The organism is Ephemeroptericola cinctiostellae (assembly GCF_003339525.1).
GTDB classification, from domain to species: domain Bacteria; phylum Pseudomonadota; class Gammaproteobacteria; order Burkholderiales; family Burkholderiaceae; genus Hydromonas; species Hydromonas cinctiostellae.
This window is the reverse complement of the sequence record NZ_CP031124.1, coordinates 898,624-922,002: the sequence shown is the minus strand read 5'-3', so window position 1 is coordinate 922,002 and position 23,379 is coordinate 898,624. Positions and strand designations below refer to the sequence as shown.

The 23,379-nt window shown below is 48.8% G+C and carries 22 protein-coding genes and 1 tRNA gene; 6 read left to right on the top strand and 17 right to left on the bottom strand.

Features of this window, described 5'->3' with window-relative positions; genetic code table 11:
- Window positions 1-201: 201 nt before the first annotated feature.
- The 9 genes from ypfJ to DTO96_RS04310 form a co-directional block, all read right to left on the bottom strand.
- On the bottom strand, window positions 202-1,104 hold the full coding sequence (ypfJ, locus tag DTO96_RS04350; protein ID WP_114562382.1) for a KPN_02809 family neutral zinc metallopeptidase: 903 nt from the start codon (window positions 1,102-1,104) through the stop codon (window positions 202-204).
- A gap of 121 nt (window positions 1,105-1,225) precedes the next feature.
- Complete coding sequence (gene rlmB, locus DTO96_RS04345; RefSeq protein WP_114562381.1) at window positions 1,226-1,966, bottom strand: 23S rRNA (guanosine(2251)-2'-O)-methyltransferase RlmB; 741 nt, start codon at window positions 1,964-1,966, stop codon at window positions 1,226-1,228.
- Window positions 1,967-2,114: 148 nt separating this feature from the next.
- Window positions 2,115-3,302: a DesA family fatty acid desaturase gene (locus DTO96_RS04340; protein ID WP_114562380.1), complete on the bottom strand. Its 1,188-nt coding sequence runs from the start codon at window positions 3,300-3,302 to the stop codon at window positions 2,115-2,117.
- A gap of 113 nt (window positions 3,303-3,415) precedes the next feature.
- Window positions 3,416-4,729: a mechanosensitive ion channel family protein gene (locus tag DTO96_RS04335; RefSeq protein WP_114562379.1), complete on the bottom strand. Its 1,314-nt coding sequence runs from the start codon at window positions 4,727-4,729 to the stop codon at window positions 3,416-3,418.
- Between the two features lie 59 nt (window positions 4,730-4,788).
- Complete coding sequence (locus tag DTO96_RS04330) at window positions 4,789-5,511, bottom strand: response regulator (protein WP_114562378.1); 723 nt, start codon at window positions 5,509-5,511, stop codon at window positions 4,789-4,791.
- A 94-nt stretch (window positions 5,512-5,605) separates the two neighbouring features.
- Window positions 5,606-7,081, bottom strand: coding sequence for an ATP-binding protein (locus DTO96_RS04325; protein WP_114562377.1), 1,476 nt, complete (start codon window positions 7,079-7,081; stop codon window positions 5,606-5,608).
- Between the two features lie 225 nt (window positions 7,082-7,306).
- The gene (locus DTO96_RS04320) at window positions 7,307-7,954 is read right to left on the bottom strand and encodes a LysE family translocator (RefSeq protein ID WP_114562376.1); all 648 of its coding nucleotides are present in this window, start codon (window positions 7,952-7,954) and stop codon (window positions 7,307-7,309) included.
- A 69-nt stretch (window positions 7,955-8,023) separates the two neighbouring features.
- Complete coding sequence (locus DTO96_RS04315; protein ID WP_225972557.1) at window positions 8,024-8,551, bottom strand: NADPH-dependent FMN reductase; 528 nt, start codon at window positions 8,549-8,551, stop codon at window positions 8,024-8,026.
- A 74-nt stretch (window positions 8,552-8,625) separates the two neighbouring features.
- Window positions 8,626-12,618 (bottom strand): DUF3683 domain-containing protein, encoded by a 3,993-nt coding sequence (locus tag DTO96_RS04310; RefSeq protein WP_373277811.1) that lies wholly within the window; start codon window positions 12,616-12,618, stop codon window positions 8,626-8,628.
- 174 nt (window positions 12,619-12,792) lie between these two features.
- Between DTO96_RS04310 and DTO96_RS04305 the strand changes: the two genes are divergently transcribed.
- Together DTO96_RS04305 and DTO96_RS04300 are read left to right on the top strand one after the other, a co-directional pair.
- Complete coding sequence (locus DTO96_RS04305) at window positions 12,793-13,221, top strand: c-type cytochrome (RefSeq protein WP_114562374.1); 429 nt, start codon at window positions 12,793-12,795, stop codon at window positions 13,219-13,221.
- 213 nt (window positions 13,222-13,434) lie between these two features.
- Window positions 13,435-13,800 carry a c-type cytochrome gene (locus DTO96_RS04300; RefSeq protein WP_114562373.1) on the top strand — a complete coding sequence of 122 codons (366 nt, stop codon included), beginning with the start codon at window positions 13,435-13,437 and terminating at the stop codon, window positions 13,798-13,800.
- A 112-nt stretch (window positions 13,801-13,912) separates the two neighbouring features.
- On the opposite strand, the gene DTO96_RS04295 is transcribed toward DTO96_RS04300, so the two are convergent.
- Window positions 13,913-14,533, bottom strand: coding sequence for a riboflavin synthase (locus tag DTO96_RS04295; protein ID WP_114562372.1), 621 nt, complete (start codon window positions 14,531-14,533; stop codon window positions 13,913-13,915).
- A 54-nt stretch (window positions 14,534-14,587) separates the two neighbouring features.
- Between DTO96_RS04295 and DTO96_RS04290 the strand changes: the two genes are divergently transcribed.
- The gene (locus DTO96_RS04290) at window positions 14,588-15,652 is read left to right on the top strand and encodes an aldo/keto reductase (protein WP_114562371.1); all 1,065 of its coding nucleotides are present in this window, start codon (window positions 14,588-14,590) and stop codon (window positions 15,650-15,652) included.
- Window positions 15,653-15,722: 70 nt separating this feature from the next.
- Here DTO96_RS04290 and erpA read toward each other — a convergent pair whose 3' ends face one another.
- The 4 genes from erpA to rplM all read right to left on the bottom strand — a co-directional run bounded on the left by erpA (window position 15,723) and on the right by rplM (window position 18,184).
- Window positions 15,723-16,073 carry an iron-sulfur cluster insertion protein ErpA gene (gene erpA, locus DTO96_RS04285; RefSeq protein WP_114562370.1) on the bottom strand — a complete coding sequence of 117 codons (351 nt, stop codon included), beginning with the start codon at window positions 16,071-16,073 and terminating at the stop codon, window positions 15,723-15,725.
- A 70-nt stretch (window positions 16,074-16,143) separates the two neighbouring features.
- Entirely contained in the window at window positions 16,144-17,190 is a 1,047-nt protein-coding gene (argC, locus tag DTO96_RS04280; protein WP_114563916.1) for an N-acetyl-gamma-glutamyl-phosphate reductase, read from the bottom strand.
- A 160-nt stretch (window positions 17,191-17,350) separates the two neighbouring features.
- Entirely contained in the window at window positions 17,351-17,743 is a 393-nt protein-coding gene (gene rpsI / locus DTO96_RS04275; RefSeq protein ID WP_114562369.1) for a 30S ribosomal protein S9, read from the bottom strand.
- A 12-nt stretch (window positions 17,744-17,755) separates the two neighbouring features.
- Window positions 17,756-18,184, bottom strand: coding sequence for a 50S ribosomal protein L13 (rplM, locus tag DTO96_RS04270; RefSeq protein ID WP_114562368.1), 429 nt, complete (start codon window positions 18,182-18,184; stop codon window positions 17,756-17,758).
- Window positions 18,185-18,791: 607 nt separating this feature from the next.
- On the opposite strand from rplM, the gene DTO96_RS04265 reads away from it, so the two are divergent.
- Entirely contained in the window at window positions 18,792-19,226 is a 435-nt protein-coding gene (locus DTO96_RS04265; RefSeq protein ID WP_114562367.1) for an OsmC family protein, read from the top strand.
- A 41-nt stretch (window positions 19,227-19,267) separates the two neighbouring features.
- On the opposite strand, the gene DTO96_RS04260 is transcribed toward DTO96_RS04265, so the two are convergent.
- The 3 genes from DTO96_RS04260 to DTO96_RS04245 all read right to left on the bottom strand — a co-directional run bounded on the left by DTO96_RS04260 (window position 19,268) and on the right by DTO96_RS04245 (window position 21,010).
- Entirely contained in the window at window positions 19,268-19,573 is a 306-nt protein-coding gene (locus tag DTO96_RS04260; protein ID WP_114562366.1) for a DUF167 domain-containing protein, read from the bottom strand.
- 182 nt (window positions 19,574-19,755) lie between these two features.
- Window positions 19,756-20,397, bottom strand: coding sequence for a hypothetical protein (locus tag DTO96_RS12635; protein WP_157964321.1), 642 nt, complete (start codon window positions 20,395-20,397; stop codon window positions 19,756-19,758).
- Between the two features lie 537 nt (window positions 20,398-20,934).
- Window positions 20,935-21,010, bottom strand: a tRNA-Arg gene (locus tag DTO96_RS04245).
- A gap of 171 nt (window positions 21,011-21,181) precedes the next feature.
- Between DTO96_RS04245 and DTO96_RS04240 the strand changes: the two genes are divergently transcribed.
- Both DTO96_RS04240 and DTO96_RS04235 read left to right on the top strand, forming a co-directional pair.
- Window positions 21,182-22,387, top strand: a complete 1,206-nt coding sequence (locus DTO96_RS04240) for an FAD-dependent monooxygenase (RefSeq protein ID WP_114562364.1) — start codon at window positions 21,182-21,184, stop codon at window positions 22,385-22,387.
- A 9-nt stretch (window positions 22,388-22,396) separates the two neighbouring features.
- A complete protein-coding gene (locus DTO96_RS04235; protein WP_114562363.1) occupies window positions 22,397-23,266 on the top strand; it encodes a DsbC family protein in 870 nt (289 codons plus the stop codon).
- Window positions 23,267-23,379 lie beyond the last annotated feature (113 nt).

Genomic DNA, 23,379 nt, shown 5'->3' with positions numbered 1-23,379 from the left:
TTCACTCCTTGGTAGACAAAAAAAGTAATCTGCACTTTTTTTGGAATTTGGGTGGCTGATCAATGGTTCAGCCAATAGCTCTCATTTGAGGGCGACGAAGTAAAAAACAAGAATGGCGGTGAAAAAACAAAGGTTGATGTTAGAAACACATCAATGAAGCAACCGCGTTCACGTCAATACATAAACGCGGTTATGAAAAGATTATAAAGCGGTGGCGCGGAATGTGTCGCACTGTTTCCAGTCACCTGTTTGCAAACCTTGTTTAAACCAGCGCATGCGTTGTGCCGAACTGCCATGTGTAAAGCTGTCGGGCACAGCATAACCTTGCGCTTGTTTTTGTAAATAGTCATCACCAATTTGGTGCGCAGCGTTCAAGCCCTCTTCGAGATCCCCCGTTTCAAGGATTTTATTTTTCGCATTGGCTTTGACCGCCCACACACCAGCAAAGCAATCGGCTTGCAACTCAACACGCACCGACAAAGCATTACCATCGGCCTCAGACACGCGCGCACGACGTGCACTGACTTTTTCTTCAATACCCATTTGATTCTGCACGTGATGGCCGACTTCATGGGCAATCACATACGCTTGCGCGAAATCACCAGCCGCACCCATTTGTCGGCTCATTTGGTTGAAAAAAGACAGATCCAAATAAATTTTCTGATCACCTGGACAATAAAATGGTCCTGCAGCGGCTTGACCCGTGCCACACGCGGTCCGCGTTGCACCGTCATACAAGACCATCACAGGGGCTTGGTATTGACCACCAGCTGCGGCGAACTCAGCACTCCACACATCTTTGGTGCTTTGCAAAATTTTTGAAGCAAAAACCGCTTGAGTGTCTTTGGTGTAAGTTCCTGCTGGCGCCACTTTGGCCGATGATGTGCTGGGTGCCATAGACTGCACAGCATCCAAGCCCGACAACGTTGTTGATGGGCTGATGCCGAACACAAAATACGCCACAGCAGCCAAAATCATACTGCCGATGCCCAAGCGCCCGCCGCCCCCCAGCAACCCACCCAACAAACCACCACTGTCACTGCTGCCACTGCCGTCGCGGCGATCCTCAACATCACGACTCTCGCTTAAGGGATCCAATCTCATTTTATTTCCTTCATGTCTCTTAAATATAAAAACATCCCGCCATGATTATCAAACGGCCTTCAATTTGATCTGAACTTAGCCCAACATTACCAAGTTGACCATTCAGCGAGCATACAATGCTTTACAGCGCACCACGTTGACGCACAGACTCAAATAAACACACACCCGCCGCCACCGACACATTCAAACTGGCCACCGAACCCGCCATCGGAATGCGCACCAATTCATCGCAGGTTTCGCGTGTCAAACGCCGCATGCCTTCACCCTCGGCACCCATGACCCAAGCAATCGCCCCCCCCACCTTGGCCTCATGCAAAGAACTGGTTCCCTCTTCATCCGTGCCCACCACCCAAATGTCATACTCTTTGATTTCACGCAAGGTGCGTGCCAAATTGGTGACCATGATGTAAGGCACATGATCGGCAGCACCCGATGCCACTTTGGCCACGGTTGGATTGATACCGACCGCCTTATCTTTTGGGGCAATCACGGCATGCACACCTGCCGCATCGGCGACCCGCAAACAGGCACCAAGGTTATGCGGATCAGTGACGCCATCAAGCACCAACAACAACGGCGGGACGATGAGGTTTTCCAACACTTCATCCACACTGCTCGCCAAACGAATGTCACCGACCAAAGCCGCTACGCCTTGGTGGCGGCTGTGACCCACAATGCCATCAAGGCGGTGTTTGTCCACCAAGCGCGGCTCAATGTTCAAGCGCGCCAAACTGCCAATGAAATGCTGCATGCGCTTATCGCCGCGGGCATTTTCGACATACACTTCGCGCACCGATGTCGAGGCCACACGCAATCGCGCTTGCACCGCATGAAAACCAAATAAAATTTTTGAACTGCTCATATCACCGCTTTATAAAATCATTAAAAATCCACAATGCGACATTGTAAAGGATTTGGGTACTTTTTATACAAAAAAAGGCTTGCGCAAATGGCAAGCCTTTTTCAATGCCATCCCTATCATAAGCGAGATGGCTGAGATGGATATTTTTTTAGCGGTAAGTGCGCAATTGCAAAGAAAAACACTGCAATGTCTCAATCCCACTTTGCTCTGCGCGCTCGCACCAATCATGCAGATGCGCCAATAATTCATCACGGGTCAAACTTGAACGACGCCACAACAGGGCCAACTCGTTGCGCATTTCATACAATTTTTGCACCGTTGGACTGACCACAATGTTTTGCTCCACTCGAGCCACGACATCGCCTGAAATGTGGTCCGTATCCCGCAACAATGACTTACGAATGGCTGACAAACGTTGGGCAGCACTTTCATTGGTGATGCGCAAAGCCTCGATCTCTGCCTTAACGCTTTGACTCAAAGACTGCGCATAGCTCGCCATCACTTCGTAGCGGTTTTTGATGATGGACTCCAAGGTATGCTCATCAACGGGTACATTGCTGACAAAGACCGCTTTGGGTATGGTTTTTTTCACCTTAGCCAAACCAAGCGCACTCAGTACGCGAATGTAACACCAGCCCAAATCAAACTCATACCACTTGGTGGAAAACTTTGCTGAAGTGGCATACGTGTGGTGGTTGTTGTGTAACTCTTCACCACCAATCAACATGCCCCACGGTGAAATATTGGTCGATGTGTCTGGGCTGTCAAAATTACGATAACCCCACCAGTGACCAATGCCATTGATGACACCTGCCGCAAAGAAAGGAATCCAAGCCATTTGAATGGCCCAAATGGTGATCCCTGCAAAACCAAACAACACAAAGTCGATGAGCAACATGAGGATGATGCCATAGAACGTCAATGGCGTATAAACATGGCGCTCCATCCAATCATCTGGCGTACCTGCACCATACTTTTGCAAGGTTTCTTTGTTTTTGGCTTCGATGCGATACAAATCTGCACCTTGCCACAACACAGTACTCAAGCCCTTCGTGACGGGGCTGTGCGGATCCTCTTCCGTTTCACATTTGGCATGGTGTTTGCGATGAATGGACGTCCATTCTTTGGTGTGTTGACCTGAAGTCAACCACAGCCAAAAGCGGAAAAAATGCGCAGGAATGGGATGCAAGTCCAAGGCGCGATGCGCTGAATGGCGATGCAAATAAATGGTCACGGACGCAATGGTGATGTGCGTCACAATCAACGTGTACACGACCATTTGCCCAAAAGACCAATCAAGTATACCGTTGGATAAAAAGTTCAAAAAGGCATTCATAAGCGAAGCTCTCAGTTGTTCGTAATGATACTATTTTAACGTATTTTTCATAATACAGGATGGGGATTTGACGAAATCCACACAACGACGGATGAACCCATCCGCCTTGTGGTTTATGTGGTTTTCTCAGGCTCGCTGGCCTGCAAGGTAAAAAATTCAACATTGGCTGCGCGGCAAGTCTGCCAAATCGCCATATTGACATCTGAATTGATGTTTGAACGACCATTCTCTGGATCATTGATCCACCATGCAACCTCGAGGACATAACCTTTTTCGGTGATTTTTGACAAATACACGCACGCCGCAGGGCTGGGCAACACACGAGGGATTGCCGACACCACTTCAAGCAATTTAGGGCGAATAAAATCAATATCGGTTTCGTGTTTGACTTGCACTGAGGTGCTCATCCACAGGTTTTTTTCATGCAAAGACCAATTCACCACAGGCGATGTGACCAAAGATTCATTCGGCACCAACGTTTCACTGCCATCCACCCCTTGAATGACGGCATAACGTGAATTAATTTGCGTCACATAACCGCGCGAACCGTCGACAGTTGAAATTAAGTCACCAATGCGCACACTGCCTTCAAACAAAATCACAAAACCAGACACATAATTACTGGCAATTTTTTGTAACCCCAAACCAATACCAACGCCCAATGCACCGCCGAACACCGACAGCACGGTCAAATCAAGACCTGCTGCGGCTAAACTGAGCAGCACGGCCACCACCAATAAAATTGCTTTTAAAATACGCACCACCACAACCCGAACAGACAGGTTAATTTCCGCAAAATATCGATTTGGGTTTTTCAGCACCACATATTCGATCTCGTGATCCAACCATTTGACCACCAACCAAGCCACCCCCACCACAAGCAACAAAGTCAAAACATTGGTGGCCGTGATGGTGTTTTTACCCAATTTAACATGCCAGTCATCCAGTTGGTGCACCCACGTGTCCAGCTTACCCACATAATTGAGCAACATCACCATCCAAGTGGACACAATGGCGAGGCGTTCAATGCTGTGTCGGATGCCGCCTTCTTTGGGTAACGCACGGCGCACCATGTACAAAAACAGGCGCACCACAAAAAACGCACCAAAAATCTGCGATAAAAACTCATACCAATTGGCGGGTTGCTGATTGGACTCCGCCCACACTTGAACCAGATCAGCAGATAACCACAGAAAAAACGGCAACACAAAACGTGAAAATTCGACGCTACTGAACCACGGCGGAGTGGTTTCCCCAAAGCGACGCTGCCCCAACCAACGGCGTACCCACCAGGCCATGCCACAGGCCAACGCAATAAAGCCCGCCGACATCAGCCACTCTTGTGGCGTGATGTGGGCGAGCATGTCAAAGAAACCATCGAATTCGGCGGCTTCACCGAAGAGCTTAAAATCTGTTGTACTGGTCAAAAGTCATCCTTAAAGTTGCCATTAAATCAACAATCGGGTAGAACAGCAACAACATTCAATTAAGGCTGTTCTCCCGTAATAAAATCAATTTCAGAAGTCGGTGGCGAGTAACGATACCCCAAACCATACACTGACTGCACCACTTCAACATCAGGTAAAACCAAAGCAATCTTTTTACGCAGATTTTTGATGTGGCTGTCCACCGCACGATCAAACACCTCAAGATTATCATTGTAAGCTTGAGCAATCAACTGATCGCGAGAAAAAATTCGCTCAGGCTGCATGAGCAACGTATTGAACAAACGCAGCTCGGTGGGCGTTAAATCCAGCTTTTGATCGCCGTAACGAATCACTTGCGCGGCCGGATCATAGACAAATGCAGATTGAGCAATCGAAGGTGAGTGGCGACGACGCAACAGGGCCTTCACGCGCGCAACCATTTCTTTCGGACTAAATGGTTTACACAAATAATCATCGGCACCGCTTTCAAAACCCACCAATCGATCAAGCTCTTCAACCTTGGCCGTCACCATCATGATGGGCACATCCGAAAACTCTCGGATCGCTTGGCACAAGGCCACACCATCACGGCCTTTGATGTCAGGAATCATGATGTCAAGCAAGACAATATCAGGCTTTTGGATTTTTACGGCTTCAATCACCGCATCACCACGCTCATGCCAATGCACCAAATAGCCTGCATTTTGTAGATAGGCCTGCTGAACTTGGGCAATCATTGCCTCATCTTCCACCAGTAGAATTTGACTCTTACGTTCGCTCATGTACGGCTCCTCTGTAAAGTGAACATCACTTGTATAACGGGATTCTTGCACGGCATTGTGCATAAATCGTGCATAAATCAGATGTGCTCTGAGTTTATTTTTTAACAGGCTGATGTAAAGGCAATTCGACCACCACACTCAAGCCGCCTAATCGAGAATGCTGCGCCCAAATTTTGCCTTTGTGCGCATGCACGATGCCTTCGCAAATCGCCAAACCCAAGCCCGAGCCACCCGTGGCACGATTGCGCGACCCTTCACAGCGGTAAAAACGCTCAAACAAATGAGGTAAAGCAGCATCTGGCACGCCAGGCGCACTGTCCATCACCTCGATGCGAACATTTTTCCCTTTGCTAGAAACCTCAATCAATGTCTCGCCTGGTGCATCGGTATAGCGCAAGCTGTTCAATAAAACATTGCGCAACACCTGATGCAAGCGCTGTGCATCACCCTCAATATACAGCGGCTGCTTGCTCAACACATGCAACTTCAAAGACAAACCCGATGCGGTAAATGCAGCGGCATTGTCTTGCAACGCATCCTCCAAAGAGGCCTGCACATGCATTTGAGCGAACTTCAAATCCCAACCACCTTCGGTTGCACGTGCTACCGATTGCAAATCATCAATCAGCACCGTAAGGTCAGAAATGGTGCTCAAATTGCGTTGCCATTCATCGTCCGAGACGGCGATGATGCCATCTCGCATGGCCTCATTGCGCATGCGCAAAATGGTCAGTGGCGTGCGCAACTCATGCGACGTATCAGCCACCCATTGGCGGCGTGCTGTTTCTTGTGCTTGCAACTGTGACGTCATGCTATTGAAATTGCGCTGGATCTCACCCATTTCATTGTCTTGTGATGCAGGTAAACGGGTCGCCAAATCACCAGCAGCGACACGTCGAAAACCATTTTGTAACACCGCCATCGGCTTTTTAAAATAACGCGCCAACAACCACGCCAAAACACCTGAAAAAGCGGCTGAAAGAGACAACAACCAGAAAGACCATTTGACCTGCTCAGCCAAAAAATGTTGACCCAAAGCGTCATTCTCTGGCGGCCCTTTGCGAATCAACCATGACGCAACCGTTGTGTTGTTGTTATTTTTGATGGGAAAACGCAATGCCTGCTCAACAGGTATTGGCTCACCTGCGACAAACTCACCATTGGCATCCAATAAAGCCACACCACGAACATAAGGAGGCAAACGGTCGTTGTCTTCCTCCAGTGGCGGCAAACCTTTGTCCTCGGGGGAAAAAGAATAGTCGATTCGCCCTTCTTTTTCAGCATCACGGGCAGCCTTGGTGGCCTTGGCCTCGCGCTTCACCTCCTCAACAGCCAGCACCAAGTTTTCCCATGCCCCATCTGTTTTCAACACGGACAGATCGTGCCGTTCATTCACAAACTGAACCACCACTTTTTGCACGGGCGCCAAACGCTGCAATTTCACCCGCGCCATGTAATCACCAAAACTGTCACGCACGATGTAGTGCATCATACTGGCCAAAATGACAACCAGTAACACCGCAATGGAAAAAAAGGCTAAGAAAAACTTCTTTTGTAAAGACAGGTACATGGCGACTCGCGGAAAAGTAAAACAGCTTAATCCAATGATTATAGTTTTTAATCATGCACAAAGCGTGTAAATACGTAATGCCCACACAACGATGTTTTTTTGCAACACCCACATGGCAAGCACATCAAAAGGTGTGGATGTTGATAATCGCATGTAATGCTGGTTCAATGAACTCGCCACAAGTCCATTTCAAACCCAATCCAATTTAAGCCATTCAAACACAAGTTAAGGGGCAGAGGGCGTCACACTGCTCGGTGAATGTGTGGCCAACAAAGCCAAACCAATCACGCCCAAAATACCACCACTGAAGCGGTTAAAACGACGCTGTCCTTTTGCGCTGCTCAAGGCTTTCCGTAAATGCAGTCCCGCATACGCATACAGTGCGATCGTTGCGAGCTCAAATACTAAAAAAGTACCGCCCATGATCAAAAACTGTGGCAACAACGCAGCGTTGGTGTTTAGAAATTGTGGAAAAATGGCTGTAAAAATTAAAATCGCTTTGGGATTGCTGGCCGCACACACAAATTCTTGCACAGTCAAACGCCGAATGGATGCGATAGGCTGTCCATCCTGCACCGACATGTCGGCCACAGGGCTGCGCCATATTGAAAAAGCAATCCACATCAGGTACATCCCGCCAACAACTTTCAACACCAAGAAAAACAAAGCCGAAGTCGCCAACACCGCAGCCAAGCCCACCGCAGCCAGCACAATCATCCCAGCAAATGCCACCAAACGACCCGTTCCAGCGAAAAGCGCAGGGCGAAAACCAAAGCGGGTGGCATTGTTCATCGACAACACATTATTGGGCCCAGGCACAAGATTCAACGCGATGCAGGTGGGAAGAAAAAGGAGAAAAGCAGCTAAAGTCATGGGGTCGTTTCAATGGGTCAGGAAAGTAATGAATGGTGTGCGTGGACATGCAATGCATGGGCTCATCAATTAAATAACACCATCAACGGCTTCTCGCAAAGCCATCAATGCAGAGCGCACAGTATCGCTGATTTCTGGGCGCTCCACCACATCCACTTCAGTCAAACCAAAACCAACAATGGGCAAGACCACACATGCAGTCGTCACAATGTGCGCAGACATGACCGACAACGTTTCAATCAATGCCGCATGCGCATGACTGGCACGCGGTGACGTATTGAAAACTGCCACAGGTTTATTGACAAATGACTCATTACCGACCATCCAGTCCAAAGCATTTTTCATTGCACCTGTCACGCCATGCGCGTACTCAGGACTGGCAATAACCAATGCATCAGCAGCAATGATTTTTTGCTTAAACTGCGCCACCACCGCTGGGTTTGGGTATTCGACATCGGGATTAAATAAGGGCAAGTCACCGATCGATGGCGACATCTCAATTTCAATGCCATTGGGCGCAATGCGTGCCAAAGCCCGCAGCATGGCGGTATTGAGTGAGGCCGCACGTAAACTGCCTGAAATGGCTAAAATTTTCAATGCCGCCCTCCTGTTGATCAATCACCTGAAACTCAAAACTCAAGCCAATAAAAACACCTCATTTGCAAGAATGCTTACACCAGCACCCGTTCAATCCCGCCATTGTTCGCGGCAGCCACATACTCAGGCAACCAATTTTCGCCCAAAATATACTTCGCCATTTCAACCACAATGTAATCGGCATCTGAATCAATGTCGTCGCGATAACGGTGCAAACCTTGCAGGCATGCAGGGCATGAAGTCAATACTTTCACTTGTCCCGTGAAGCCATCGGCACGCAATTCATCCGCCCCTTTGCGCAACTCTTCCTCTTTGCGGAAGCGCACTTGGGTGGCGATATCGGGGCGACTGAGGGCAAAAGAGCCTGACTCACCACAGCAACGGTCGCTCAAAGGCACATCCGTGTCCATCAATTGCGACACCACTTTCAGTGGATTGTGGGTTTTCATTGGGCTGTGGCATGGGTCGTGGTACATGTAGCGCACGCCTTCAACGCCGTGAATCTGCACGCCTTTTTCCAACAAAAACTCATGAATGTCTAACAAACGGGCATTCGGGAAAATTTGCTCAAACTGGTATTTTTGCAATTGATCCATGCACGTCCCACATGAAACGATGACCGTCTTGATGTCCAAGTAATTCAATGTGTTGGCCACACGGTGAAACAACACGCGGTTATCGGTGGTGATTTGATCACCTTTGTCCGAATTGCCCGTGGCGTGTTGCGGGTAGCCGCAACACAAATAGCCCGGCGGCAAAACCGTTTGCACACCAATCGAGTACAACATGGCCTGGGTCGCCAAACCGACTTGAGAAAACAGCCGTTCTGAGCCACAACCCGGGAAATAAAAGACACTTTCGGATTCGCTGGAGGTGATTTTTGGATCACGAATGATCGGCACGTATTTTGAATCTTCGATGTCAAGTAAAGCACGTGCGGTTTTCTTCGGCAAATTGCCTGGCATCGGTTTATTGATGAAGTGAATCACCTGCTCGCGAATCGGCGCACGCCCAATGGTTGGTGCAGGGGCAGTGACTTGCGACTTGGTGATGCGCAAAGATTTCGCTAATTTATACGCCCAATTTTGAGCCGCGCCTCCCCATTCAAGCACCACTTTTTTGTACATGCGAATGGTGGCTGGGTCTTTCATGTTCAAATAGGTCATCGCCAAATTGGTGCCGATGTTTGGCGTTTTTTTACCCATCGTGCGCAATAGGTTGCGCATGGCGACCGTCACATCACCAAAATCAATGTTCACAGGGCAAGGCTTCTCACAACGGTGACAGACCGTGCAATGGTCAGCAACATCTTCAAACTCCTCCCAATGCTTGATCGAAATGCCACGTCGCGTTTGTTCTTCGTACAAAAACGCCTCGATCAGCAATGAAGTCGCGAGGATCTTATTGCGCGGCGAGTACAACAAATTGGCCACAGGAACGTGTGTCGAACACACGGGTTTACATTTGCCGCAACGCAAACAGTCCTTGACCGACGCGGCAATCGCACCGATGTCAGACTGCTGCATGATCAATGATTCCACGCCCATCAAGCCGAATGATGGCGTGTACGCATTGCGTAAATCCGCGTGCGGCATGAGTTTGCCACGGTTGAAATAGCCGTGGGGATCGACTTTATTTTTGTATGCACGGAACGGTGCGAGCTCTTCTTCGGTCAAAAATTCGAGCTTGGTGATGCCAATGCCGTGTTCACCTGAAATCACGCCGTCCAAATTGCGAGCAATTTGCATGATGCGGGCAACCGCCTCATTCGCCTCTTTCAACATCTCGTAATCATCGGAATTCACAGGGATGTTGGTGTGCACGTTGCCATCACCCGCATGCATGTGCAAAGCGACAAACACGCGGCTGCGCAATACTTTTTTATGAATTTGAGTGCATTCGTCGAGGATTTGCGTGAACGACAAACCAGTGAAAATTCGGCGCAACTCCGCACGCACTTCGCGTTTATAAGACAGCCGTATCGTGCGGTCTTGCAACACGTCAAACACCTTCACATCGGGTTCACGAACAAGGCGCTCACGCAATGAAGTGATTTGCGCAGGTTCTGTAAACGACACCGCTGCCTCCAAAACCTCGGCCAAAGGCGCATCCATGTGCGCCATCCAGTAACGCCAGCGGTTTTTCACGCGCCCAATCAACATGTGCGCATCATTGACGCGCTGCCCCAGCACTTCAGCCTTCGACTGATCGCCTGTGGACTCTTCTTCGTTCTTGGCAATCGGCAAATCGCCTTTAAGGTAATGGCTCAATGCATCGAGCAATTTCAGCTTATTGCGGCTCGACAATTCAATGTTGATGCGCTCAATCGCATCCGTGTATTCGCCCATGCGTGGCAGTGGGATCACCACGTCTTCATTGACTTTGAATGCATTGGTGTGGCGTGCAATCGCCGCCGTGCGCGCACGATCCAGCCAGAATTTTTTACGCGCCTCTTCCGTCACGGCCACAAAACCTTCACCCGTGCGCGTGTTCGCCATGCGCACCACTTCAGAAGTCGCTTGCGCCACGGCATTTTCATCGTTACCGACAATGTCACCAATCAATACCATTTTGGGCAAATCACCACGGCGGCTTTTGGTCGCATAACCGACCGCACGCAAATAACGCTCGTCCAAATGCTCCAAACCCGCCAATGTAGCACCCGTGGTTTTTGCAGTTTCAAACAAATAATCTTTGATTTCAACAATCGATGGAATCGATTCACGCGCTTGACCAAAAAACTCAAGACACACCGTGCGCGTGTATTTGGGCATTTTGTGCAACACCCAACGCGCACTGGTGATGAGGCCGTCACAACCTTCTTTTTGCACGCCTGGCAAACCTGACAAAAACTTGTCGGTCACGTCTTTGCCCAAACCTTCTTTACGAAATTTTTTGCCCTCAATCGCCAAAACTTCTCGACCGATTTCGGTCTTACCATCGGCTTTGAAACGCACAACTTCAAATGTCGCCATCGGGGCATCATGGATTTTCGACATGTTGTGATCGAGACGGGTGACCTCCAACCATTCACCTTTGGGATCAACCATGCGCCAGCTCGCCAAATTGTCCAGCGCTGTGCCCCATAACACGGCTTTTTTACCGCCCGCATTCATGGCCACATTACCACCAACGCACGACGCATCGGCGCTGGTCGGATCGACCGCAAACACCAAGCCCGCTTTTTTACCCGCTTCTTCGACACGGCGTGTGACAACACCAGCCCCCGTGTTGATGGTCATCACATCGTGATCCATCATCGCACCGCGCCACGGCGTAACGGGGTCAATTTGAATCAATTTTTCTGTATTAATCACCACCGAACGCGCATCCAAAGGCACGGCACCGCCTGTGTAACCTGTACCGCCACCACGTGGGATGATGGTCAAACCCAGCTCTATTGAGGCGCGCACCAATCCCGCCATTTCCTGTTCAGTGTCAGGTGTCAGCACCACAAATGGGTACTCCACACGCCAATCCGTCGCATCGGTCACATGCGACACGCGTGACAAACCATCAAACTTGATGTTGCCTTTGCTGGTGTGTTTGGCAAAAACACTGCGTGCTTTCGCGCGTAAATCGTACATGTCACGGAATTGTTGAGCAAAACCAGCCACCGCTGCTCGGGCTTTGCCGACCAGCAACTCAACTTTAGCGGCGCGAACACGCGCATCATCCGAGTCCTGTGTCGTTAAATCCAAAGTGCGGCGCTTATCAATTTCACTCAAACGGTGATTCAAGGCCTCGACCAAAGCAGCACGGCGCTTGGGATTGTCGAGCAAATCATCTTGCAAATACGGGTTGCGATTGACCACCCAAACATCGCCTAAAACCTCATACAACATTTTTGCTGAACGACCCGTGCGGCGCTCACCGCGCAACTCAAGAATCAACTGCCATGCATCTTCGCCCAACAAACGGATGATGATTTCACGGTCAGAAAAAGACGTGTAATTGTAAGGAATCTCGCGCATGCGCGTCGGTTCGAGCAGTTCGGTTAAAGCGGCGCTTGGTGTGGCCATGTGGGCAAAACTTGGATTCAATGCGGGGGTCAAAGGTGCGTTCATGCGATATTTTTCCTGATGCGTTCGGCGACCTGCCCAGGCGGGCAGTGCTTTACACTGTATTAACCTTAGCATTCTACCCGAATTTGTATTTTTTGACCCGATGCCAACCACAGCCCTCAGCAAAATCAAAACATTTTTAGCTATAATGGATCCTATTTAAACAAAGGATTTGAGATGACATTGCGCCTCCCTCACAACATGCGATCATGGCTGTTCAATGCATTGCTGTGCGCCAATTTAGCGGCTTGCAACGACAACCAGACCACGCCCCCCCCTGCTGCTGCAACGCCAACACCTGTGGCCGCCCCTCTTGCAACCGCACAAAACAGTCCAACCACCACCTCGTTACCCGCGCCTTTCGCTCTGGCTCAGCAGAAAAACTGTGTTGTTTGCCACTCCATCAGCAGCAAAATGGTGGGACCATCGTGGATCAGCGTCTCAGAACGCTACAGGAATGACAACAATGCAGTCAATACACTCACCACTCGGATATTAAACGGCGGCTCGGGCACATTCGGTGCCGTCGTCATGCCACCACAAACCGCCAATCTGACCCCTGAAGAGGCAAAGTATTTGGCTCAATGGGTGTTGACTTTAAAATAATACAGCGGCCTCAAGCAAGTGATGTCGACAAGCCATGGATGCCGCAAGCCAAAGTCGACAATTCATCTCGCACGGACCCACACCGACCCACCAACCTTTTCTTCACCTTAAAAGCATTGGATGAAGGGCTAAGAAACACCCTCCAGCTCAAGTCGCCCCATTGTGCAGCACCGTCTTCATATACAATACGCCCTGCACAACTGAAAGACGCCAATGCTTAATCACTCGCCTCAACCACTTATTCGCTTTGCGTTGGGCGCATGCCTGTGCGCCAGCCTGAGCGCATGCAACAATGACGCCCCCGCCCAACCCACGTTGCCATTGCCGCCTGCACCTGTTTTTATTGCACAAAAACACTGCTTGGCTTGCCACACCACCGATGCCGAAGTGCGCGCACCCTTGTGGCCCAACATCGCCGACCACTACAAAGGCGACAAGGAGGCCGTCAACAAGTTAAGTGAAAAAATCATCAAAGGCGGCTCGGGCAGCTTTGGCTCAACCAAAATGCCCGCTCAATACAAAAACATCACAACCGATGAAGCAAAATACTTGGCTGAATGGATTTTAAAGCAAAAATAACACCGCTCTGATTCACCAGCAGCGCATCACCCCAATACACACAAGCACACAGAGCTAAAAAAAGCCCTTCACATGGCATGAAGGGCTTCATCACAACATTAATCGCGAGCACTCACTCAGCGTTCGGCATCAGCTGAGCGATGTAGCGCGCCAATAAATCAATTTCCAAATTAATCAAATCACCTGCTTTAAGGTGCTGAAACACCGTATGAGCGATGGTGTGCGGGATCAAATTGATGGTCACACACACCTCATCGCCCGCCACCCATTTGCGGTTCACAGTCAAACTGACGCCATGCAAGGTGATCGAACCTTTATCCGCCAAAAAACGTTGCCATTTCAGCGATGTCGCCACCACCAACTCATGCGACTCCCCCACAGGCTGAAAAGACACAATGCGCGCCACATCATCCACATGTCCGCTGACCAAATGACCGCCGAGACGATCAGACAAACGCATGGCTTTTTCCAAATTCACGGGACCCAAAGCATTCAAACCCGTGGTTTTCGACAAACTTTCATTGGACACATCAACGGCAAACGCATGATTCGCCACATCCACATCCACTGCCGTCATGCAGGCGCCGTTGATCGCAATCGAATCACCCAGACCCACGTCCGACAAATCCAAACGTCCCGCATCGACCACCAAACGCACACCAGCGTACTCACTTTGCGCCAAAGGTTGCATTGAAACGATCCGCCCCACTGATGCTATAATCCCTGTAAACATAGTCTATCTTTCATTTAAATCAAATTTAAATTCTATCATCGAAAGCCCACCCCCATGGAAAAAGTCCAACTCGGCCACAGCGATCTGCGTGTTACCCCCGTTTGTTTGGGTACCATGACTTTCGGTGAACAGGTCAACGAAGCCAATGCACACGCCATTTTGCAACACGCACTTGAACGCGGCATCAACTTCCTTGACACGGCTGAAATGTACGCCGTGCCCCCCAAAGCCGCAACGTTCAACGCCACAGAGCGCATCATCGGTAATTATTTCGCCGCCAACAAAGGCGCGCGCGAGCAATGGGTTGTCGCCAGTAAAGTCGCAGGCCCCTCTCGTGGCATGCCGTGGATTCGAGGTGGCAGTGGCGACTTGAGTGGTGCAGACATCATTGTAGCATGCGATGACAGCCTGAAACGACTGCAAACCGACGTGATTGATTTATACCAAATCCACTGGCCCACCCGCAGCGTGCCTGCATTTGGTGGCATTTATTTCAAACCCGATCACGATGCGGCACACACCTCGATGCACGCTCAACTCGAAGCACTCGCTCAATTGGTCAAAGCTGGAAAAATTAAAGCCATCGGCCTGTCAAATGAAACGCCCTATGGCGTGCATGAGTTCATTCGCCTCGCAGAGCAATACGATTTGCCTCGTGTTGCCACAGTACAAAACCCCTACTGCCTCATCAACCGAACGGTCGAAAATGGTTTGGATGAAACCATGCACCACCTTGACGTGTCCTTATTGGCTTATTCGCCATTGGCATTCGGCCTGCTCACAGGTAAATACGATGCCTCAGGCTTAATCGGTGACGGCGCTCCCGCTGAAGGCCGAATGACCAAATTTGCCTCCATGCGCGCTCAACGCTGGGGACGCCCCGAGTCACTCAATGCCGCTCGCCGCTACAATCAACTCGCCCACGACAACGGCCTCACACCCACTGAATTGGCTCTGGCTTTTTGCTACCAAAAATGGCAAGTCGCCAGCACGATCATTGGCGTGACTTCAATTGCCCAGTTGGATGAATGTGTCAATGCACTGGATGTCAAACTATCCGATGACATTTTGCAGGCGATTGATGAAATACGTTGGGAATGCCGTGATCCTGCGCAATAACAAATATAACAAACAATAAAAAAACCGCAACCCTAGGGTTGCGGTTTTTTTTATGATCACATGGACACCATCACACCGAAAACGACGATCCACAGCCGCATGTGGTTGATGCATTTGGATTTTTAATCACAAATTGAGCGCCTTCGAGGTCTTCTTTATAGTCGATCTCTGCACCCACCAAATATTGGTAACTCATCGAATCAACCAGCAAGGTCACACCACTCTTGTTGATTGCAGTATCGTCTTCATTCACAATCTCATCAAAAGTAAAACCATACTGAAAACCTGAGCAGCCGCCACCTTGCACAAAAACGCGCAATTTCAAATCTGGATTGCCTTCTTCAGCGATTAAATCCTTGACCTTATCGGCCGCATTGTCGGTGAAAATGAACGGGCTGGCTTGTTCTACGGGTGCATTCATGGTGTATTCTCCAAAACTGAGCTCGATCAACGAGCTGCATTAACTATCTAGATTCATTATAACTGAAAAATCAAGGCATCACAGGCAACATGTCAATACCCGCAGTTTCAGCAAAACCAAACATGACGTTCATATTTTGCACCGCCTGACCTGCTGCGCCCTTGACCAAATTGTCTTGCACCACCAAGACAATCACCGTATCACCATGGCGATGCAAAGCCATGCGCAACATATTTGATGCGCGGGTTGAACGCGTTTCAGGGTGACTGCCAAAAGGCATGACATCCACAAAAGGTTCACTTGCATAAGTCATTTCAAACAATTGCTGTAAATCTTCATTGCTCATGCTTTGCGCTTCAGGCAGCAATTTGGCATACAAAGTGGAATGCATGCCGCGAATCATTGGAATCAAATGTGGCGTAAAAATCAGATGAACCGCTTGTGTCGTCATTTTACTCAATTGCTCGACGGTCTCTGGTGTGTGGCGATGCCCCGATACACCATAAGCCTTCATTGAATCCGAAGACTCACTGAACAAAGTCGCCACCTCAGCCTTACGACCCGCGCCCGACACGCCAGACTTACAATCGGCAATCAACGCAGATGCATCAACCAAGTTATTTTTCAATAACGGATAAAACCCCAATTGCATCGTCGTTGGGTAGCAACCTGGGTTACCAATCAACTTCGCTTGACGCACAGCCTCACGGTTTAATTCTGGTAAGCCATACACAGCACTTTTCAGCACATCGGCACAACTGTGCGGCAATTTATACCATTTTTCAAAAACAGCCGTGTCCTGCAAACGAAAATCGGCCCCAAGGTCAATCACTCGAATGCCTTTGTTCAACAAGGCAGGCGCTTGTGCCATGGCCACGCCGTGTGGTGTCGCGAAAAAAACCACGTCACACTCTTCTAAAATGCCACTGGCTGGATCAGAGAATTTCAAATCAACCGCACCACGTAAACTCGGGAACATCTGAGCCACTGGCACGCCCGCCTCAGTGCGCGATGTGATCGCATGCAGCTCGACATGCGGATGGTGCGCCAATAAACGCAAGAGTTCAACGCCAGTGTAACCTGTACCGCCAACGATACCAATTTTAATTTTTTGCATGATGTGCTCGAATCCAAGGGTAAAACTGAATTTTACCCAATTTTTTGTTTGCATCTGAATCAAAAAAGCAGAATGCAACAACAAAATATGAAAGGGTTCCTGCTTATGTAAAAAAAGACCGCCAAAGCGGTCTTTTTTGCGTCGAAACGAAATCGTGAGATTAACGTTTTGAGAACTGTTTGCGACGACGTGCTTTGCGGAAGCCGACTTTCTTACGTTCGACTTCACGTGCATCACGTGTCACCAAGCCAGCTTGTGACAGACCTGATTTCAAGCTTGCATCGTAATCAATCAATGCACGTGTGATGCCATGACGCACCGCACCCGCTTGACCTGATTCGCCACCACCACATACATTGACCATGATGTCAAATTTTTCAGTGGTTTGTGTGAGTTCTAAAGGTTGACGAATGATCATCAAACCTGTTTCACGTGCAAAATATTCGTTCGCTGGCTTACCGTTAACAACGATTTTGCCTGAACCCGCTTTTAAAAACACTCGAGCCACCGCAGATTTACGACGACCTGTACCGTAGTTGTAATTACCGTTCATGTTCATCTATCCTTAAATGTCCAAGACTTGAGGTTGCTGTGCAGAATGCGGATGTTCAGCGCCTGCATAGATCTTCAATTTTTTGATCATCGCGTAACCCAAAGGACCTTTAGGCAACATGCCTTTGACCGCTTTTTCTAACGCACGACCCGGAAAACGCTCTTGCATTTTACGGAAGTTTGTTTCGTAAATACCACCTGGATAACCAGAATGACGGTAGTATTTTTTATCTTCGAATTTCGCGCCAGTTACACGGAGTTTGTCCGCATTAACGACAACGATAAAATCACCTGTGTCCACGTGTGGCGTAAACTCAGGTTTATGCTTACCACGCAAACGACGTGCAACTTCACTGGCTACACGACCCAACACTTTATCCGTACCATCAACGACGTACCAGTCGTGTTGTACTTCGTGTTGTTTTGCTGAAAAAGTTTTCATGACTATTTCCATTCATCACAATTTAAAAAACCATGCTCACCACGCCTCACCGCTTATGCCTGCGGCCTCTCCCGATGCGAGTTACTATGGGCTAGCCGAACATTATCGACACTTATGCCCTTAAAGTCAAGAACTTAAGCTCAACCATTCAACCGTTGGGCTTTTTTTAAGGTATTTTCAACACAAAAAGAAAAGTCAATCAACGGCACTTTGCTTTTGGCATCAAAAACAAACAGACAAAAAAAGAGCCCAAGCAAAATTTGCTTGGGCAATAAATCCACCAAAAGGAGGGTGGAGGAGACAATCTTTAGAATGCTTTCGCATCCAACAGTTCTCATTATACTGGTTTTTTTGTGCATTGCAAGATAAAAACACGGTCATACTAAAAAAACAAAAAACATCGGCATTTTTACTGTTTCTTACTGCAAAAAAAGCATTCAATCACGTTTAAACAAATAAAAACATTATCTTAACAATAATTCACGTTGTTAAAAAACGTCACTTTCTTGCATTGCAAATCTTTTTGACCCAATGAATCCATTGCAACAGCATCTTCATGCACTGGTATAATCAATTGACTCACACACTTATTTTTTTGGAGAATGTTATGGAATGCACCGTACGCTGGGTTGGCCCTCAAGCAGGCATGTCTTTTATCGGCGAATCAGGCACCAACCATGCCGTATTGATGGATGGCGCACCCGAAGCGGGTGGGCGAAACTTGGGGCCGCGCCCAATGGAAATGGTTTTGATCGGCACGGGTGGTTGCACAGCATTTGACGTTGTGATGATATTACAAAAAGGCCGCCAAGCCGTCAGTGATTGCGTCGTGAAATTATCAGCAACACGTGCAGAAACAGACCCCAAGGTTTTCACCAGCATCCATTTTCACTTTGTGGTGAGCGGCAATAAGCTAAGCGAGGCATCGGTTAAACGCGCGGTCAAATTATCACATGAAAAATACTGCTCCGCAAGCATCATGCTCGCACACTCCGTCAACATGACCCATAGTTTTGAAATCATCGACACGTCACTCGCATGAATTGAGCCATGCAGATGCCCCCACACTTCATTCATCTGCATTCACCCCCTCAACGCCAGGGCAATGCGATCCCTCATCTCCTCGTATTGCCCAGCCATGCCTGAAAAACACACCGTTTTAGTGCGAGACAACTCACCTTTTAAAACCACTACATTTCGCGCCACACAACCAAATTGCTGAGCCAACCAAACGGTTAATGCCGTGTTTGCACGCCCTTCCACGGGAGGCGCATTGAGCCGAATTTTAATGCGCTCGCCATACTCACCCGCCCATGCCGTGTGTTTGGCACCCGGTTGAACATGCACTTGCAGCCACACATCGCCACCACGCTCTTGTAAATAAATCATTTCTCATCCATTTATTGATCGGTTGATCTCAAATTGGCAATTCGCCTTTACTTTACCTATCTCTGCTTATATATCAAGCACATTCAATCATAAAAAACACCTTTCCAATCGGAAAGGTGTTTTAAAATTTTTTGTATGGTGTCGACCCAACATGCAAAGATACGCACATTGAGCACACCTCATCACGGACGCGGTGTAATTGGGAAAGGCCAAATGGCTGCGGGTTTAGCCGCAGGCGGTTCAACAACGGGCTTAGCGGCAGCGGCTTTTTTTGCTGGCGCTTTGGCTGTTGTTTTAGCCACAACTTTGGTGCTTGCTTTTGCAGCAGGTTTGGCCACGGCCTTAGCCTCAACTTTCACCACCGCTTTCGCTTCAGGCTTTTTTGCTGCTGCTTTTGCCACCTTTGCCACAGCAGCGGGTTTGGTTGCAGCCTTGGCTGCTGGCTTTGCTGCTGCCTTTTTCTCAGCGACTGGCTTGGCTGCTGTTTTTGCAGCAGGTTTGGCATCTGCTTTAGCTTTTTGCGTTGCAGGCTTCACGACGGCTTTTGCAACAGCCTTTGCAGGCGCTTTCGCTGTGGTTTTTACTGCAGATTTTGCAGTCACAACTTTACTTTGAGACGGTTTGACTGCAGCTGCTTTTGCAGGCGTTTTTGCAGCAGCCTTCGCCGCAGGTTTTGCAACTGCTTTTTTAACAGGCTCAGCAACGACCTTAACCGCTGCTTTTGTGACAGCCGCTTTTGTTGCAGTTGATTTGGCGGGTGTTTTAGCGGCGGGCTTGGCCACCACTTTCTTTGTTGTCGGTGTTGCTTTTTTTGCTACGGCCATTTACCACTCCTTTGTGTTTAGAGAGATTTTACACGTTTATAAAAGCATCATTAAGAAATAGTGTGGTCACGCACCCCTTACGATTTTTAAATGCAAAAGACATAAACCGAGGAAAAAAAGCGACACATTCATTTAATTTCTTAAATTATTTGCATCATACTCCAATTGTGTGGTATTGCAATATTTTATTCACAGCTTTTTCATAAAGCAGAGTCACCTCATTCAACTTTGGTCAAAAAACCACACACCAATCACGGTGTTGCGCAAAATACTGTTTTTGAATGGGTTTTATACAAAGAGGGGGCAATCGGATGTGGGATAAAGGTGTCAAATGAAATGCGCGCCATCGCACCGCCCTCGAATCAGCATGGTCAATATTTGAGCAACAAACACCTAAAATGCAAACTAACCGTCAATTGAGCCTTGACTCAACCCATCAGGTCACAGCAGATGGGATCAATCAACACAGAGCAGGTCAACTCAGAGACAATCAAGGAAGGGGCGGCCGAACCGTCTGTCGACCATCAAGACTCAAACTGGTGCGCTCGGCTGGAATCGAACCAGCGACCCTTGGCTTCGGAGGCCAATACTCTATCCACTGAGCTACGGGCGCAACAACATTGGAAAACATTGATTTTTTATTTTAATAATCCAACCTGCGCATCATACATGGTTTCATGACATACGTCCATGCGAACTCAAAGGAATCCTCACAAGTACAAGCACGCAATGCGCGCGTCTTTTATAATACGTTCATTCATGTTTCACACTATAAAGATCATTTATGCAAACTCAATTTGATGTCATCGTGGTAGGTGGCGGCGTGGCGGGCAATGCAAGTGCACTGGGTTTGGCACAAACGGGGGCTCGTGTGGCTCATGTTTGTTTGGATGCCCCCGCATCATCGGATGGTGCGTTAGATGCGCGCATTTACGCTTTATCCAATCCCAATGTGTCTTTACTGAAGCGTCTGCGCGTGTGGGATGCACTGGATGCAACACGCATGTGTTCTGTATCCGACATGCACATCATGGGTGATTCGGCGCAAACTCAATCAGGCATGGGTGGACAGCTTCACTTCAGTGCATACGACACCGACATGACTGAATTGGCTTGGATTGTTGAACAAAACAACATTCAAAAAGCCCTTCAAATGGCTTTGCGCTTCGTACCCAATCTCACCGCATTCCGCACCAATGCCTCCACGCTCAGTGTGCGTGATCACGGCATTGACCTCACCACCCACAACGGTGATGTGCTGTCAGCGCCATTGCTGGTCGGGGCAGATGGAGCACACTCATGGACACGCCAAGCCCTTCAAATAAAGCATACTTTTTTTGATTATGAGCAACACGGCGTGGTGGCAAATTTTGCATGCGAGAAGCCGCATTTTAATTGCGCCCACCAGTGGTTTTTTAACAATGGTGATGTACTTGCTTTATTGCCATTACCGAACCAATGCGCGTCAATGGTTTATTCATGCAAAAACCCCATTTCAGCACACATCATGTCAATGAATGATGCCGAACTGGCCAAACACGTGAGTGAGCTGTCACACAACACGCTCGGCGCACTGACCACACTCACCTCAGCACAAGCATTCCCCCTTAAACGCATGCTTGCCAAAAAATTCATCGCACCGCATACCTTATTGATTGGCGATGCCGCGCACACAGTGCACCCACTCGCGGGGCAAGGCTTAAACCTCGGTTTACAAGACCTCAGCACGTGGTTGGATTTGATGACGCAACGTGAGCCCCATCGAGCCATCAACGACCCTGTGCTTTTGCGCCGTTATGAACGGGCTCGCCTCGCACCCACGATGGAAATGCAAGGCGTCACACACGCGCTCCACCGACTGTTTCAATCCCCCCACCCGATTGCACGCCACGCGCGCAATGCGGGCATGAGTCTACTGGATGCAGCCCCCCCACTTAAACGCAGGCTGATCCAAGCGGCAATGGGCCAACAAACAACTGACGCACCATAAAAGAGTACAATGCTGCATCTCCCAAACAACCCCGTGCGCGACCCGTCCTCCGCACCCACTCAAGACGAGAACCCCATGTCAAAAACACCTTGGCGCACTGCCGCCGCCGTTGCCATCATGGCCGCACTCGGCGTCGGCTTTGGCCTGTCCGTGACGGCACAAGCCAAAACCCAAACGCCCTCCAATAAAGCTTCAAAAATGGCATCATCGACCGCGATTTCTCCTGAGTTGACCGCCATTAAAAATGCATTTGAGTTGAAATTTGAAAACTCAAAAGTTAAAACCATCCGTCAAACGCCCTTCAAAGACCTGTATGAATTGCAGCTCAACAAAAACGAGTTGGTTTACACCAATGCCGCCACCGAATTCGTCATGGTCGGCCACCTCATCAGCACGCAAGACATGCGCAATTTAACTCAAGAACGTGCAGATGAATTGGCAACGATAGATTTTAAATCACTGCCATTGGCCCAAAGCTTTGCCTTGGTCAAAGGGGATGGCAGCCGTCATATTGCTATTTTTGAAGACCCCAACTGCGGCTATTGCAAATTGTTTCGTAAAACTTTAGAAAAAACCAACAACATCACCGTGCACACCTTTGTCATCGATATTCTGGGCGACGACTCAACAGCCAAAGCAAAAAAATTACTGTGCGCCAAAGACCCAGCCCACGTATGGGACAACTGGATGCTGCACGGCAAACCGCCTGAAGATAGTGCCGACTGCGACACCAGCGTTTTGGATAAAAATCGCAAGCTTGCAGCAGAACTGGGTGTCACAGGGACACCCACCATCTTCTTCGAAAATGGTTCACGCGCACCAGGCGCAGTGGCAGAAGAAGAGTTTCAAAGCCTGCTGATTAAAGCATCTCAAAAATAAATCCCTTGCTGAAAATCAATCGGTTTCATTCAAAAACGATAACCAAGAACGACAAAACGCCATGCAATTGCATGGCGTTTTTTACTGACACAATCCAACAGACCATTAACTCA